This is a genomic window from Pseudomonas flexibilis (genome assembly GCF_000806415.1).
GTDB lineage: Bacteria > Pseudomonadota > Gammaproteobacteria > Pseudomonadales > Pseudomonadaceae > Serpens > Serpens flexibilis.
The window spans coordinates 128,040-142,707 of record NZ_JTAK01000002.1 but is presented as its reverse complement, the minus strand read 5'-3'; the positions used below and the strand labels follow the sequence as shown (position 1 = coordinate 142,707).

Genomic DNA, 14,668 nt, shown 5'->3' with positions numbered 1-14,668 from the left:
GCGCAGAGGGTGGCTCAGACAGGGAGGATGATCAACCCACCGGCCGTTGACGGGCGTAGGGCACGGTTCCGTGCCGCCACGGTGGCCAACGCGTTGCGTTGACCATCCTACGGCTGCCGTAACGGGCGGAGGCACGCAGCCGAAGACTACGATTCCCGCGCGGTGTCATGCCTGGGCAAGCCCAGCGACACCAGCGCCGCCAGCAGCACGAACGCGCTGGACACCCACAGGCAGGCCTCCAGGCCGTAGGCCTGGAACACCCCGCCGGAGAGCAGCGTGCCGATCAGCCGGCCCAGCGCGTTGGACATGTAGTAGAAGCCCACGTCCAGCGACACGCCGTCCTCCTTGGCATAGCTGACGATCAGGTAGCTGTGCAGCGAGGAATTGATGGCGAACAGCGCGCCGAACAGCAGCAGGCCGCCGATCAGTACCGCCTGCGCCGGCAGCGCGCTGTGCAGGCCCAGGGCGATGGCGGCCGGCAGGCCGGCCAACAACAGCGCCCAGACGAAGGCGGCGCGGCCGTCGGGAACCCGGCCGCTGCGTTTGCCGGTGAAGTACGGGGCAACGGATTGCACGATGCCGTAGCCGATCACCCAGCTGGCCAGGAAGCCGCCGACCTGCCAGAAGTCCCAGCCGAAGCGGCTGGCCAGGAACACCGGCAGGGCCACCACGAACCACACGTCGCGGGCGCCGAACAGGAACAGCCGCGCGGCGGAAAGAATGTTGATCGCCCGGCTCTTGGACAGCAGGTCGCGGAACTTGGGTTTGCTCTTCGCCTTGCCGAGGTCCTTCTTCAGCAGCACCAGGCTGGCCAGCCAGACCAGCGCCAGCACCGCGGCCATGGCCAGCACCGCGCCGGTGAAACCCAGCCCGGTGAGCAGCAGGCCGCCGAGGAAGAAGCCGACGCCCTTGAGGGCGTTCTTCGAGCCGGTGAGCACCGCCACCCACTGGTACAGGGTGCCCTGCTGGCTGTCCGGGACCAGCAGCTTGATGGAGCTCTTGGCGCTCATCTTGTTGAGGTCCTTGGCGATGCCGGACAGCGCCTGCGCCGCCATCACCCAGGGCACGGTGAGCATGCTGGCCGGCACGGTGAGCATCAGCAGCGCCGCGACCTGCATCCCCAGACCGATGTTCATGGTGCGGTTCAGCCCCAGGCGCGCGCCCAGCCAGCCGCCGACCAGGTTGGTGACCACGCCGAAGATCTCGTAGAACAGGAACAGCGCGGCAATCTGCAGCGGGCTGTAGCCCAGGCCGTGGAAGTGCAGCACCACCAGCATGCGCAGCGCGCCGTCGGTGAGGGTGAAGGCCCAGTAGTTGCCGGTGACGACCAGGTACTGGCGGATTTCGGGGGGAAGGCGGGTCAGGGCGTGCATGGAAGACCTGGGTGGGAAATCGTAGGGTGGGTTAGCCGCATAGCGGCGTAACCCACCGGGGATGCCGGCGGCATCCCGATGATCGGCCTCGTGGCCAGTTGGTGGGTTACGGCCTGTGGCCTGACCCACCCTACGCAAGCTTTGCGGGCCCTATGCGCCGCCCACCAGCCGGGCCAGTTCCACGGTGCGGTTGGCATAGCCCCATTCGTTGTCGTACCAGGCGTAGATCTTCACCTGGGTGCCGTTGACCACCATCGTCGACAGCGCGTCGAGGATCGACGAGCGCGGGTCGGTGCGGTAGTCGATGGATACCAGCGGGCGCTCCTCGTAGCCGAGGATGCCCTTCAGCTCGCCGTCAGCGGCGGCCTTGAGCAGCCGGTTCACCTCCTCGACCGTGGTGGCGCGCTCCACCTCGAACACGCAGTCGGTCAGCGAGGCGTTGGCCAGCGGCACGCGCACCGCGTGGCCGTTCAGCTTGCCGCGCAGTTCCGGGAGGATCTCGGCGATGGCGGTGGCCGAGCCGGTGGTGGTCGGGATCAGGCTCATCAGCGAGGCGCGGGCGCGGCGCAGGTCCTTGTGGGGCTGGTCGAGCAGGCTCTGGGTGTTGGTCAGGTCGTGGATGGTGGTGATCGAGCCGTGGCGGATGCCCAGGTGCTCGTGGATCACCTTGACCACCGGCGCCAGGCAGTTGGTGGTGCAGGAGGCGGCGGTGACGATGCGGTGCTGTGCCGGGTCGAACAGCCGGTCGTTGACGCCCATCACCACGTTGAGCACGCCCGGTTCCTTGACTGGCGCGCTGACCACCACGCGCTTGACGCCTTGGTCCAGGTAGCCCTGCAGCACGGCCACGGTCTTCATCTTGCCGCTGGCCTCGATCACCAGGTCGCAGCCCGACCAGTCGGTGTCGGCGATCGCCTTGTTGTGGGTCACGGGGATGCGCTTGCCGTCGATGACGATGGCGTCGCCGTCGCTGCCCGCCTCGTGCTGCCAGCGGCCGTGCACCGAGTCGAAGTTCAGCAGGTGGGCGTGGGTCGCCGCATCGGCGGCCGGGTCGTTGATCTGCACGAATTCCAGCTCCGGCCAGTCCCAGGCGGCGCGCAGCGCCAGACGTCCGATGCGACCGAAACCGTTGATGCCTACTTTGATGGTCATGGGTGTGCTCTCCGGAAAAGATTCAGTGTCTGGGCGCCAGCGTGACGATTGCCATGCCGGCACGGGTCATGGGATTTCAGCATGTGAGGCCCGCAGTACAGGGCGGTTCGTTCAGGAGCAGACCGTGGCCCGCTCGGGGCGGTTGCGCATGCCTTCCAGTCGCTGCATATCGGCCTCCAGCCAGGGACGGTTGGCGTCCAGCACGCCGTTCAGCAGTTCCCGCACCCAGGCGGGCAACTGCGGATGCACGCGGTAATAGACCCACTGGCCCTGGCGGCGGTCTTCGAGAATGCCGCAACTGCGCAGCTGGGCCAGGTGGCGGGAGACCTTCGGCTGGCTCTGCTCCAGCGCGGCGGTCAGCTCGCAGACGCACAGCTCGCCTTCGCGCAGCACCAGCAGGCTGATGCGCGCCCGGGTCTCGTCGGCCAGACATTTGAAAACGGTGGTGGGGGTCATGGGCATTCGCCGTCAGAAGATATGGCTCGGCGAATATATTCATGCCCAGATATGAAGTAAAGCGGCGCGCCTCGACCCTCTGGCATCCTGCCGGAAGGTCGAGGCGCGCCGGCGGGGCTCAGACCGCCAGCTCGCCACCGTCGGTGCGCTGGATCACCACAGTGGCGGCCCGCGGGCGCACCTGGGTGCCGGCCGGTGCGGCTATCGTGGCGTCGTCGGCGTAGGGCCAGTTCCCCGGGTGCTGGATGTTGACGAACATCGTGCGGTTATCCGGGGTGAAGGCCAGGCCGGTCACTTCGCAGCCATTGGGACCGACGAAGAAACGCCGCAGTTCCCCCTGGTTCTGCACGTTAACCGGCACCTCGCGACCCTGCGGGTCGGTCAGGTTGGCGGGGATCACCGCCAGCATCTGGTCGTTGGTGTAGTCGGTGAGGGTCTTCTCGCCGTTGTCGGTCTGGATCCACAGCACGCCGCGACTGTCGAAGGCCATGCCATCCGGGCTGGCGAACTGGTTCAGGTCGGTAAGGCTGGAACGGTTCAGGGCCGGGTCGGCACCGGCGTTGGCGCCGAACACGAAAATGTCCCAGGTGAAGCTGCGCTGATCGGCGCTGTCGTGCCAGCGGATGATGTGGCCGTGGCGGTTCTGGGTGCGGGGGTTGGCGGCATTGGCCTCGGTACGGCTGCTGTTGTTGGTCAGCGTCAGGTACACATCGCCGTTGAGCGGGTTCACCGCCGTCCATTCCGGGCGATCCATGGGCGTGGCGCCCAGGGCGTCGGCGGCGCCACGGGTGTTGAGCAGGATGCCGGCCAGGTCGTCGAACAGGGCGCTGAGCGGGATACCCTCCGGCGTCAGGCTGTCCGGGGTCAGCGACAGCCAGACACCGCTGCCGTCGTCATTGAAGCGCGCCACGTAGAGGGTGCCGCGATCCATGTACTTGGCGCCGGTGGCCAGACGGTCGAGGGGGTTCGCGTCGGCCGGGTCCCACGGGGCGGCGGAAACGAACTTGTAGAGGTATTCGTTCTGCGCGTCGTCGCCGCTGTAGAACACCACCGGCTTGCTGGCCTCGGTCAGGCCCGGCCAGCAGCCTTCGTGACGGAAGCGGCCCAGGGCGGTGCGTTTCACCGCGCGAGTGGTCGGATCGTGCGGGTCGATCTCGACGATGTAGCCGTAGGTGCTGGCCTCGTTGCGGTAGTCGTCCCGCGCGCTGGCGCCGCGCGGGGTGATGTCGAAGCGGGCGAATTCCTCGTCCACCTCGCTGGCGTCGCCCGCGGCGGTTTCCCAGGCGTAACTGGTCCTGGCGGTGGAAATGCCGATGCGGCGCTGATCCTCCGGCAAGCTGGCGTCACGGTTGATGAACACGTTTGGCCAGTTTTCCTCGCAGGCCAGGTAGGTGCCCCACGGGGTGAAGCCGTTGCCGCAGTTGTTGTTGGTGCCGCGCGTTACGGTGCCATCGGGCGAGAAGCGCGTCTGCACATGGGTGCTGCCGCGCAGCGGGCCGGACAGCTCCATCACGCTGGCGGTGGTGAAGCGGCGGTTGAGCGGGTCGTTGTCCATCACCTGCCAGCGGCCGCCGACCTTGCGGATGCGCAGCACGCCGACGCCGTGGGCGTTGATCTCCTTGCGCACTTCCTCGGCGGGCCGCCGGCCCTCGGCATCGCGGGTCGGGCCGCTGGGATGCAGGGCCTTCTGGTCGATGTACTCGTAGTTCACCACCAGCAGACCGTCTTCAGCGCTGCCGTTGAGGGGGAAGAAGTGCATGCCGTCGTGGTGCATGCCCACGGCGTTGGCCTGGTCGTCGGCGCTGTTGCCGCCATCGGCCTGCCAGGCACGCGCGGCGCTGTTCAGCGGCGTGCCCCAGGGCGCCAGCACGTAGGCGCTGTAACCGGGCGGCACCACGCAGGCATCGGTGCGCGAGCCGGGAATGGAATCGAAGCCGAGCCGCACGGGGTCGGGCTGGGTGAGTTGCGGCTGCGGCGGACGCGGGCGGCCGTCCTTGTCGAGACAACCGCTCAGGCCGACGCCGGCCATCATGGCAATCGCAGCGCCCAGGCTGCCACGCAGCACGCTACGGCGGCTGAGGTAGCGATCCACGACCCGGTCCATGGGCTCGTTGTGGCTGTGATTGCGCTGCAGGTTATCGCCGGTTTCTCGACTCATGGGGAGATCCTTCCAGGTTGGAGCCCAGACTGTAGGACGCCCGTGTGACGGCTGCGTGTCAGCGCGATGAACCCTCTCGAGGCCTGCTGCGCTCATGCGGCCTGCTGCATATTCGCCAGGGCGCATGTTAAGGTGGCGCCCGCCCCGTGTTCCGTAGGAAAACCCTTGTATGTCCAGTCCCTGTGAAGTGGCGGCCAAGCAGGCCGCCGGCGCCCCGCTCGGTGTGTTCGAGCGCTATCTGACCCTCTGGGTGGCCCTGTGCATCGTCGCCGGCACCCTGCTCGGCCTGTACGCACCCTCCGCCGCCCAGGCCATCGGCGCGCTGGAGGTGGCCAAGGTCAACCTGCCGGTGGGCGTGCTGATCTGGGTGATGATTATCCCGATGCTGATGAAGATCGACTTCGGCGCGCTGCACGAGGTGCGCCAGCAGAAGGCCGGCATGGGTGTCACCCTGTTCGTCAACTGGGCGGTCAAGCCGTTCTCCATGGCGCTGATCGGCTGGCTGTTCATCAAGGTGCTGTTCGCCGACTGGCTGCCGGCCGGCGAGCTGGACAGCTACATGGCCGGGCTGATCCTGCTCGGCGCCGCGCCTTGCACGGCGATGGTGTTCGTGTGGAGCAACCTGTGCAACGGCAACGCCAACTTCACCCTGACCCAGGTGGCGCTCAACGACCTGGTGATGGTGTTCGCCTTCGCCCCCATCGTCGCCCTGCTGCTCGGCGTGTCGTCGATTCCGGTGCCCTGGGACACCCTGCTGCTGTCGGTGGTGATGTACATCGTCATCCCGCTGGCGATTGCCCAGTTCCTGCGCGCCCGGCTGATGACGCGTGGCGAGGCGGCCTTCCAGGCGGCGCTGGCGAAGATCTCGCCGTTCTCCATCGTCGCCCTGCTCGCCACCCTGGTGCTGCTGTTCTCCTTCCAGGGTGAAGCCATCGTCGCCCAGCCGCTGGTCATCGGACTGCTGGCGGTGCCGATCCTGCTGCAGACGCTGTTCATCGCCGCCCTCGGCTACGCCCTGAACCGCGCCCTCAAGGTCCGGCACGAGGTCGCCGGCCCCTCGACAATGATCGGCGCCTCCAACTTCTTCGAGCTGGCAGTGGCGGTGGCCATCGTGCTCTACGGCTTCAACTCCGGCGCCGCGCTGGCCACCGTGGTCGGCGTGCTGATCGAGGTGCCGGTGATGCTCTGGCTGGTCCGGTTGATCAACAACAGCCGCAGCTGGTATGAACGCGCGCTGCCGCGCCCCTGACGAAAAACGCCCCGGACGCACATGCGAGACACGCCCATGAGCGATTGCTGCAAGACTTGTGGTTGCACCGCGGAGGAAACGCCCAGCCCGCCGCCGGCCGAGGCGCGGGCCGGCCTGGTCAGCCAGTTCAGCGTGGCCAAGATGGATTGCGCAGCCGAGGAACGCCTGATCCGCATGGCCCTGGAACCGCTGGACGAGGTGCGCGGCCTGCACTTCGACCTGGGCAATCGCCGGCTGCGGGTGTGGCACGACGCCGATATCGCGCCGGTGGCCCGCACGCTGGAATCGCTTGGCCTGGGCGCGCGCCTGGACGGCACCACGGCAGCCAGCGAAGCGGCGCCCGCCGCACCGGATGCCGACCGCCAGGCCTGGGTGTTGCGCTGGTTGCTGGGCATCAATGCGCTGATGTTCGTCGTCGAGCTGACCAGTGGCTGGCTGGCCCAGTCCACCGGGCTGCTGGCCGACTCGCTGGACATGTTCGCCGACGCCGCCGTGTACGGCGTGGCGCTGTACGCGGTCGGGCGCGCGGCACACCTGCAGCTCGGCGCCGCCCGGCTGGCCGGTGTCATGCAGGTGCTGCTGGCGCTGACCGCGCTGGCGGAAGTGGCGCGGCGCTTCCTGCTCGGCAGCGAGCCGCAGGCATTGTCGATGATGGGCATCGGCCTGCTGGCGCTGGCGGCGAACGTCGCCTGCCTGCTGCTGATTCACGGCCAGCGCGACGGCGGCGTGCACATGCGCGCCAGCTGGATCTTCTCCGCCAACGACGTGCTGGCCAACCTCGGTGTGATTCTCGCCGGCGCCCTGGTGGCCTGGACCGGTTCGGCCTGGCCGGACCTGCTGATCGGCACCGCCGTGGCGCTGCTGGTGCTCAACGGCGCGCGGCGCATCCTGGCGCTGAAGGCCTGAGGGCGGCGGCCGGCCGTCTCAGGCCCGCCGCCACGGCCGCCAGCGGGGCGGCGGCTCGGGCCAGTTCACCGTCTTGCTCTCGCAGTACACGATGCCGCCCGCGCCCAGGCGCAGGGTCCAGCGCTGCGCCACGCCGGCGGCCTGCCCCGGCTCGCGGTGCACCAGCAGCAGGTTGTAGTCATGCTGCTTCTCGATGGCGTGCACCTGCACGCCATCGCCTTCCTTCCACTCGAACAGTTGCTGGTGGCTGGCCTGGATCATCGCGCAGAGCGGTTCGCAGTCCAGGGTCAGGCGCTCCTGGATTTCGTCCTGGGTCAGCGTTGCCTTGTCCAGATGCAGCCGTGAGCGGTAGCAGATGATCTGCCGCTCCTCGTTGGTGGCCCATTTGCCGGCATGCTCGCGCACCGTCACGTCCAGCTCGGGCAGCCGCCGGTAATCCAGCCAGACCAGTTGCTGGGCCAGCAAGCGCTGGGTGAACGGCATCTGCTGGCGGATCCTCCAGCGCGGCTTGCCCTTGCGCAGCCAGCGCGTGACGGCGTCGATCAGGTCGTCGCGCAGCAGGTCGCGGACCGCGTAGATGAGCGCGATGCCCAGCAGCAGGGCCAGCGACAGCTGCTGGCTGGCGTCGCGCACGTTGAACAGGAAATAGGTGAACAGCGACATGATCAGCACCGTGGAAGCTGCCTTCACCAGCTTGCGCGTGCCGGCGCCCAGTTCGGTGATCTTCTGACGCAGCACCACCGGGTATTCCAGCAACCGCTGGTACAGGCTCATGCGGTTCCACACGCGGGTCGGCGTGCCCTGGAAATCGCCCAGGTAATCGCGCTCCCGGCGATAACGGCGTTCCTGGGCAAGGAAGTCCTCCACGGATTGCCGCAGCTCCTCGTCGAGCTCAGCGAAGCCTTCCAGGGTCATGCATTCCAGCAGGAACTGCTCGGCCAGCCAGGAAAAGTACACGTCGAGCTGGCGGAAATAGCGCAACTGCTTGCTCTGCTTCGGCTCCGCCTTGCGCAGGCGCTGGGCGAAGTTCTGGCTCAGGCGCAGGGCGCGCGCCAGCGGCTCGGCCAGCGCCTTGCCCTGCAACTGCTGGCGCAGCCGGTCCAGCGACGCCAGGTACTGGTAGAACCAGGCGCCATGCATGATTTCGTAGTGCGGCGAAAGCAGCGAATAGGAGGTGTCCAGCTTGCTGGCGCGGTCCTGGGCCGGCAGCCCGAGCAGGCCGAAGCGGTGGCTCAGGGCCGAGAAGAAGAACTGCTCCTCGGCCAGGGTGCGGGGGGAAAGCGTGCTTTCGTGCGGCGTGAACAGATACAGGTCAAGCTGATGGCGGCCCGGCGTCTTCAGCGTGCGGGTCAGTTGCAGGCGAAAATCGCCCTGGCGCTTCAATGAGAACACGACACCTCCGACAACAATGGCCCAGCGAGCATATCCGAAGCCGGACCGGTTGGGTGCGGGCACTCCCTCCGGCACCACCCCTGGGGTGCCGGCTTGAACTCACCCAGCCGGCCATTACACTGTGCCTCCCCTTCGCGGCCCTGCCCTTCCATGACCGACGCCCCCGCCAAGCCCTGGTTCGTCTACCTGGTGCGCGCCGCCAACGGCGCGCTCTATTGCGGCGTCAGCGACGACCCGCAACGGCGCTTCGCCCAGCACCAGAGCGGCAAGGGCGCGCGCTTCTTCCATTCCAGCCCGGCGCAGGCGCTGGTGTACGTGGAAGCCTGCGCGGACAAGAGTGCGGCCCTCAAGCGCGAGCGGGCCATCAAGGCGCTGCGCAAACCGGCCAAGGAGATGCTGGCGGCTGGCAGCTCGGCAATGTCGGCGGCCGTCAGGGACTGCTAGTTTCGCCCCGCACCTTTCCAGCGGAGCCTGACCATGCACAACACCCTGATCCTGCACCACTACCCCGAGTCGCCCTTTGCCGAGAAGGCCCGGCTGATGCTCGGTTTCAAGCAGTTGTCCTGGGGTTCGGTGTACATCCCGCGCATCATGCCCAAGCCTGACCTCACCGCACTGACCGGCGGCTACCGCAAGACCCCGGTGCTGCAGGTCGGCGCCGATATCTACTGCGACACCGCGCTGATCGCCCGCCGCCTGGAGGCCGAGAAGGCCGCGCCGACGCTGTTTCCGGAAGGCAAGGAACTGGTGGTCAGCGCCTTCGCGCAGTGGGCCGATTCGCTGGTGTTCCAGACCGCCATCACCCTGGGCTTCCAGCCGCAGGCACTGAGCGCCCGCCTGGGCAGCCTGCCGGAAGCCGCCGTGCAGGCCTTCGTCGCCGACCGCGCCGCGCTGTTCAAGGGCGGTACGGCGCCCCGCGTTTCGGTCGAACAGGCCCGCAGCACCTGGGCCGTGCTGATGGCGCGACTGGAGCGGCAACTGGCGGGCGAGGACGGCGATTTCCTGTTCGGGGCGCCGTCGCTGGCCGATTTCGCCCTTGCCCACCCGCTGTGGTTCCTCAAGAGCAACCCGGTGACCGCACCGCTGGTGGATGCTTCCCCGTCGATCCGCGCCTGGCTGGCACGTGTGCTGGACGTTGGCCATGGCTCCGCCCAGCGCATGGACGCGCAGCAGGCGCTGGAGATCGCCCGCCAGGCCGAACCGGCACCGCTGCCCGCCGAGGCGTTCGCCGACCCCAACGGCTTCCAGGCCGGCCAGCGGGTGAGCATTCGCGCCGAGGACTACGGCGTCGATCCGGTGCAGGGCGAGCTGCTGTACGCCGGCGCGGAGGAACTGATCCTGCGCCGCGAGGACGAGCGCGCCGGCCTGGTGCATGTGCACTTTCCACGGCTGGGGTTCCGGATCGAGGCGCTGTAACGGCCAGAGATCCGCGCGGCGCCGCTTTCGTGGGAGCCGCTTCAGCCGCGATGCTTTGTGCAGGCCGTAGCCAGAAGCTCGCGACTGAAGTCGCTCCTACAGGTTTCGAGCTGACCGCCTACGTCCTCAATGCAGCGCCGAAGTCACCAGGAAATTTACCAGCGTCGGGTCGTCGGGCAACTCGATCTCGCGGGACGGGCGCGGCAGCTCCTCGACCACCGCCTGCCAGAACGCCTGCGCCACCTCGTCCTGCTGGTGGAAACGCACCAGCCAGGGGAGGCGGGTGTCGCTCAGCGCATGCAGCGCCACGGCCAGGCCGATGCCCTGGCGCCGGTACTTCTTGAGAATGAACAGGTCGGCCAGCTCCAGCGCGTCGAGGCCCGGCACCTCGCTGCGCTCGATCAGCAGGAAGCCGGCAATGGCGCCTTCCACCATCACCAGTTGCGCGCTCCAGTCCGGCTCCTCCCAATAGCGAGCCAGGTACTCGTCATGCACGTAGAAGCGCCCGTCGGCGTCCACATCCTCGTGCTCCCAGTCGGAAGTTTCGTAGGCGTAGAACTGGTAGAGGTTGCGGATCAGGGGGGCCTGGTCCGCCTCGGTGGCAAGCAATTCGAGGGTTACGGTCATGGGCTACACGGCATGAATCGGGGCGCGACGCGCCGCGAAGGAAAACGAAAGCGCCCCGGCAGCCGGGGCGCATGAACGAGCGGGGCGGACTCAGCGACGCTTGAGCTGATCCTTCAACTGAGTGGGCACCTGGCGGATGGTCAAGGTGTCGGTCGTCTCGTCGTACTCGACCCGCGAGCCCAGCAGGTGCGCCTCGAAGCTGATCGACAGCCCCTCGGCGCGGCCGGTGAAGCGGCGGAACTGGTTGAGGGTGCGCTTGTCCGGCGGAATCTCCGGCGCCAGGCCGTAGTCGCTGTTGCGGATGTGGTCGTAGAAGGCGCGTGGCTTGTCCTCGTCGAGCAGGCCGGAGAGTTCCTCCACGGTGATAGGCTCGCCCAGGCGCGCCTGGGTGCTGGCGTAGTCCACCAGGGTCTGGGTCTTCTCGCGGGCCTGCTCCTCGGCCAGGTCCTCCTGCTCGACGAAATCGCTGAAGGCCTTGAGCAGCGTGCGGGTTTCGCTCGGCGCATCGACGCCTTCCTGGCAGCCGATGAAGTCGCGGAAGTAGTCGGAGACCTTCTTGCCGTTCTTGCCCTTGATGAACGAGATGTACTGCTTCGACTGACGGTTGTTCTGCCATTCCGAGAGGTTGATGCGCGCCGCCAGGTGCAGCTGGCCGAGGTCCAGGTGCTTGGCCGGCGCCACTTCCAGCGCCTCGGTGACCGTCACGCCCTCGCTGTGGTGCAGCAGCGCGATGGCCAGGTAGTCGGTCATGCCCTGCTGGTAATGGGACAGCAGCACGTGCCCGCCGGTGGACAGGTTGGATTCCTCCATCAGCTTCTGCAGGTGCTCGACCGCCTGGCGGCTGAAGGCGGCGAAGTCCTGCTGGTTGTCCAGGTAGCCCTTCAGCCAGCCGCTGAACGGGTAGGCGCCGGACTCGTCATGAAAGAACCCCCAGGCCTTGCCCTGCTTGGCGTTGTAGCTGTCGTTGAGATCGGCCATGAGGTTCTCCATGGCCTGATTGACCGGCAGCTCGGCGTCGCGGGCATGCAGCACGGCGGGCGAGCCGTCGGGTTTCTTGTCGATGAAATGGACGATGCAGTGACGAATCGGCATGGAACTCTCGGGGCGGGCGAAACAGGCGCGCTAGTGTAAAGCATCGCGGCAGAAGCCCCTCCCACAAAAAAACGAACCTGTGGAAGCGAATTCATTCGCGAGCCAAGAGCTCGCGGACGAGTCCGCTCCCACGGGCCTTGGCTCAGTCGATCAGCTCCGGCTGCGCCAGCGCCTTGCCGCTCTTCGGCTGGTCGCGCAGGAATTCCAGGCGCTTGATCATGTAGCGCACGTGCACGTGCAGGTCATACAGCTCGCCGGAATAGGACAGCGGCACCTCGATGCGCGCCAGTTCCAGGCCCAGGGCGATCAGGTGGTCGATCTCCTTCTGCGGGTCCTGCAGCTTGCCCAGGTACAGCTGGCGGTCGATCTCGCGCAGGTGCTTGTACCAGCGATAGATGCGCGAGCGGATCTGCCAGCGGTACAGCGGGCCGACCACCTTGATCAGCGGAATCAGCAGCACCAGCAGCGGAATGGCGAGGATGATGTAGCGGTCGGCCAGCGAGGCGATGCGGAACGGCAGGTAGCGCTGCAGGATCGGCAGGCCCTTGCTGTAGAAGTACTCCGCCTCGTCCAGCGTGGCGAAGTTCGACGAGGCCGGTGCCGGGAAGCGCCCGGCGGCGTCCAGCAGGTTGCCGTCCTTGAGCACTTCGCGGGCGGCGGCCAGGATCAGGGGGGTCAGCGAGGGATGGAACGCTTCGCTGGCAACCAGCGTGGCCAGCGGGCCGACGGTTTCCAGCGATTGATCGGGCACGTTGCGTTCCAGGCTGACCAGCCCTTCGCCCACGTCGATGCGGTTCAGGTACGGCAGGCGCGCCTGGTAGGCGGCGCTGCGCCCCAGGTTGAGCAGCCTGAGGTTCGGATCGCCGGCCAGGCGCTGCACCAGGCCGTTCTCCGCCGGGCCGATGAAGAAAGCCGCATCCAGGTTGCCGGCCTGCAGCTCGCGGGCCGCGCGGGCACCGCCGACTGCCTGCCAGCCCGCCGGCAGTTGCTGCAGGTCGATGCCGTTGGCGCCGAGCAGGGCATCGGTCACCGAGCGGGTGCCGCTGCTCGGGCTGCCGATCGCCACGCGCAGCGCCGCCAGCTCGCCAAGGCGGGCAATCGTCACATCCTGGCGGGCGAACAGCCACACCGGCTCCTGGAACAGCACACCCAGGCCGTACAGCTCGGCGCGCTGCTCGCTGTTCAGGCTCAGTTCCTGGCCGCTCTGCACCAGCGCCAGCTCCACCTCGCCGGCGCGCAGCCTGGCGAGGTTGTCCACCGAACCCTGGCTGTTCACCAGTTCCAGCGTGAAACCTTCCTTGGCCAGCTCGGCCTGCAGGCGCAGGCCGAAGCTGTGATAGCCGCCGCTCGGGCCGCCGGTGGCCAGGCGCGCTTCCATCGGCGGCGGCGGCGCCACGAAGGAGAACAGTGCCCAGACCAGCGCGGCCACCACCGGCACGATCCACAGGTTGGCGAGCACGAAGATTTTCAGATCGTTGAATACACGGCGCATGGCAGGTTTCCGAAGCGGTTTCGGCGGCAGAGGATAGCCGCTGCGCTCTCAGCCGCGCGAGAACCGCCGGGCGCGCCGCTCGCGCCAGAGGGCGATCAGCGTCAGCACCGCCAGCAGGCCGAGCGCGTACAGCGCATCCCGGCCGAGGGCTGCCAGCACCAGCAGGCAGAGCAGCGTGGCCAGCGCGGCGACCCCGCGCCAGAGCCCGCGCAGCAGCAGGACCCCGGCCGCCATGCTGAGCAGGTAGACGATGATGAAGTTGCCGTTGGCGTAGCGGATCAGGTCGTCCACCGACAGCTGCAGCGCCTGGGCCAACGCGGCGCACAACGCGCAGACCGCCACCACCAGCAGCAGCGCCGGACCCGGCACGCCATGCCGGTTGCGCCCGGCCAGGCGCGCCGGCAACTTGCCCTCCTCGGCCAGGCTCCAGATCAGCCGGGCAAAACCCTGCACATACACGTTGATGGAGGCGAAGCAGGCCAGGTAGCCGAGCAGCGCCACCAGCCAGCGGCCGCGCTCGCCGAACAGCTGCTGCATCAGCTGCGGCAGGGCGGTGGCGTCGCGCTGCGCGTCGCCGTACACGCCGAAGCTCAGCACCGCCACGGAGAAGGCCCAGTACACCAGCCCGGCCAGCAGCACGCCGAGCAGCAGCGCCAGCGGGAAATCGCGGCGCGGATTGCGGAATTCCTCGCCCAGGTGGGTGAACGCCTCGATGCCGACGAAGCACCAGAACATCACCCCGAGGGCGGCCGGCAGGCGCGCCCAGTCCGCGCCGAGCGGCGGCAGCAGCGGCTGGCTGGCGCGCGGCAGCTCGCCGGCCCACCAGATCAGCGCCACCGCACCGATGATGGCCACGGCAATCAGCGCCTGCACCGCGCCGGAGGCGCGCGGCGGCCGCTGGCCGAGCAACAGCATGGCGCCCAGGGTGGCCAGCTGGATCAGCAGCACCTCGCCCGCATTGAGCGGCAGCACCGCCTGCCAAAAGCCGGTGCCGATGTTCAGCGCCGCCGGCAAACCGACCGGCAGCACGGCCAGGAACAGCAGCGCGATCAGCCGTTCGCTGCGCGCGCCGAAGGCCAGGCCGATCAGGTGCGGCGCGCCGCCGGCATGGGGAAAGCGCCGGCCGAGCTGGGCGAAGGTGAAGGCCACCGGCAGCACCAGGGCGATGAGGATCAGCCAGGCCCACAGCGAAGCGGAACCGGCGGCGCTGGCGGCCAGCGCCGGCACCACGAAGATGCCGGTGCCCAGCAGCGAGGTGCTGAGCAGCGCGACGCCCTGCCCCAGCCCCAGTTCCTTGTTCAAACGACTCATCGGGTATGCTCGCGCCCATTCGAAAGGGTCGCCATGATACGCCC

Annotated in this window: 13 protein-coding genes; 4 read left to right on the top strand and 9 right to left on the bottom strand. The window is 68.1% G+C overall.

Going from position 1 to position 14,668, the window contains the following annotated elements:
- Window positions 1-146: 146 nt before the first annotated feature.
- From arsJ to PT85_RS04410, 4 genes are all read right to left on the bottom strand, one after another.
- A complete protein-coding gene (gene arsJ / locus PT85_RS04425) occupies window positions 147-1,373 on the bottom strand; it encodes an organoarsenical effux MFS transporter ArsJ (RefSeq protein WP_039559686.1) in 1,227 nt (408 codons plus the stop codon).
- A 150-nt stretch (window positions 1,374-1,523) separates the two neighbouring features.
- A complete protein-coding gene (locus tag PT85_RS04420) occupies window positions 1,524-2,525 on the bottom strand; it encodes an ArsJ-associated glyceraldehyde-3-phosphate dehydrogenase (RefSeq protein WP_039606051.1) in 1,002 nt (333 codons plus the stop codon).
- A gap of 111 nt (window positions 2,526-2,636) precedes the next feature.
- Window positions 2,637-2,987: a metalloregulator ArsR/SmtB family transcription factor gene (locus tag PT85_RS04415; RefSeq protein ID WP_039606050.1), complete on the bottom strand. Its 351-nt coding sequence runs from the start codon at window positions 2,985-2,987 to the stop codon at window positions 2,637-2,639.
- A gap of 112 nt (window positions 2,988-3,099) precedes the next feature.
- Window positions 3,100-5,139 carry a PhoX family protein gene (locus tag PT85_RS04410; protein WP_039606049.1) on the bottom strand — a complete coding sequence of 680 codons (2,040 nt, stop codon included), beginning with the start codon at window positions 5,137-5,139 and terminating at the stop codon, window positions 3,100-3,102.
- A 169-nt stretch (window positions 5,140-5,308) separates the two neighbouring features.
- On the opposite strand from PT85_RS04410, the gene arsB reads away from it, so the two are divergent.
- On the top strand, window positions 5,309-6,388 hold the full coding sequence (arsB, locus tag PT85_RS04405) for an ACR3 family arsenite efflux transporter (protein ID WP_027591892.1): 1,080 nt from the start codon (window positions 5,309-5,311) through the stop codon (window positions 6,386-6,388).
- A gap of 36 nt (window positions 6,389-6,424) precedes the next feature.
- Window positions 6,425-7,294 carry a cation transporter gene (locus tag PT85_RS04400; protein WP_039606048.1) on the top strand — a complete coding sequence of 290 codons (870 nt, stop codon included), beginning with the start codon at window positions 6,425-6,427 and terminating at the stop codon, window positions 7,292-7,294.
- Between the two features lie 18 nt (window positions 7,295-7,312).
- Here PT85_RS04400 and PT85_RS04395 read toward each other — a convergent pair whose 3' ends face one another.
- A complete protein-coding gene (locus tag PT85_RS04395; protein ID WP_039606047.1) occupies window positions 7,313-8,686 on the bottom strand; it encodes a hypothetical protein in 1,374 nt (457 codons plus the stop codon).
- A 150-nt stretch (window positions 8,687-8,836) separates the two neighbouring features.
- Here PT85_RS04395 and PT85_RS04390 point away from each other — a divergent pair, with 150 nt between their 5' ends.
- Both PT85_RS04390 and PT85_RS04385 read left to right on the top strand, forming a co-directional pair.
- Window positions 8,837-9,130 carry a GIY-YIG nuclease family protein gene (locus PT85_RS04390; RefSeq protein ID WP_039559677.1) on the top strand — a complete coding sequence of 98 codons (294 nt, stop codon included), beginning with the start codon at window positions 8,837-8,839 and terminating at the stop codon, window positions 9,128-9,130.
- 33 nt (window positions 9,131-9,163) lie between these two features.
- Window positions 9,164-10,102, top strand: a complete 939-nt coding sequence (locus PT85_RS04385; protein ID WP_039606046.1) for a glutathione S-transferase family protein — start codon at window positions 9,164-9,166, stop codon at window positions 10,100-10,102.
- A 126-nt stretch (window positions 10,103-10,228) separates the two neighbouring features.
- Here the strand turns inward: PT85_RS04385 and PT85_RS04380 are convergent, their stop codons facing one another.
- From PT85_RS04380 to yjeH, 4 genes are all read right to left on the bottom strand, one after another.
- Window positions 10,229-10,729, bottom strand: coding sequence for a GNAT family N-acetyltransferase (locus PT85_RS04380; protein ID WP_039559675.1), 501 nt, complete (start codon window positions 10,727-10,729; stop codon window positions 10,229-10,231).
- Between the two features lie 90 nt (window positions 10,730-10,819).
- The gene (yejK, locus tag PT85_RS04375) at window positions 10,820-11,821 is read right to left on the bottom strand and encodes a nucleoid-associated protein YejK (RefSeq protein WP_027591046.1); all 1,002 of its coding nucleotides are present in this window, start codon (window positions 11,819-11,821) and stop codon (window positions 10,820-10,822) included.
- Between the two features lie 142 nt (window positions 11,822-11,963).
- Window positions 11,964-13,313: a TAXI family TRAP transporter solute-binding subunit gene (locus tag PT85_RS04370; RefSeq protein ID WP_027591047.1), complete on the bottom strand. Its 1,350-nt coding sequence runs from the start codon at window positions 13,311-13,313 to the stop codon at window positions 11,964-11,966.
- A 48-nt stretch (window positions 13,314-13,361) separates the two neighbouring features.
- Window positions 13,362-14,624, bottom strand: coding sequence for an L-methionine/branched-chain amino acid transporter (gene yjeH, locus PT85_RS04365; RefSeq protein ID WP_027591048.1), 1,263 nt, complete (start codon window positions 14,622-14,624; stop codon window positions 13,362-13,364).
- Window positions 14,625-14,668 lie beyond the last annotated feature (44 nt).

Coding starts and splice junctions, on each gene's coding strand:
- arsJ (WP_039559686.1), bottom strand. CDS start 1,373: ATGCACGCCCTGACCCGCCTTCCCCCCGAAATCCGCCAGTACCTGGTC.
- PT85_RS04420 (WP_039606051.1), bottom strand. CDS start 2,525: ATGACCATCAAAGTAGGCATCAACGGTTTCGGTCGCATCGGACGTCTG.
- PT85_RS04415 (WP_039606050.1), bottom strand. CDS start 2,987: ATGCCCATGACCCCCACCACCGTTTTCAAATGTCTGGCCGACGAGACC.
- PT85_RS04410 (WP_039606049.1), bottom strand. CDS start 5,139: ATGAGTCGAGAAACCGGCGATAACCTGCAGCGCAATCACAGCCACAAC.
- arsB (WP_027591892.1), top strand. CDS start 5,309: ATGTCCAGTCCCTGTGAAGTGGCGGCCAAGCAGGCCGCCGGCGCCCCG.
- PT85_RS04400 (WP_039606048.1), top strand. CDS start 6,425: ATGAGCGATTGCTGCAAGACTTGTGGTTGCACCGCGGAGGAAACGCCC.
- PT85_RS04390 (WP_039559677.1), top strand. CDS start 8,837: ATGACCGACGCCCCCGCCAAGCCCTGGTTCGTCTACCTGGTGCGCGCC.
- PT85_RS04385 (WP_039606046.1), top strand. CDS start 9,164: ATGCACAACACCCTGATCCTGCACCACTACCCCGAGTCGCCCTTTGCC.
- PT85_RS04380 (WP_039559675.1), bottom strand. CDS start 10,729: ATGACCGTAACCCTCGAATTGCTTGCCACCGAGGCGGACCAGGCCCCC.
- yejK (WP_027591046.1), bottom strand. CDS start 11,821: ATGCCGATTCGTCACTGCATCGTCCATTTCATCGACAAGAAACCCGAC.
- PT85_RS04370 (WP_027591047.1), bottom strand. CDS start 13,313: ATGCGCCGTGTATTCAACGATCTGAAAATCTTCGTGCTCGCCAACCTG.
- yjeH (WP_027591048.1), bottom strand. CDS start 14,624: ATGAGTCGTTTGAACAAGGAACTGGGGCTGGGGCAGGGCGTCGCGCTG.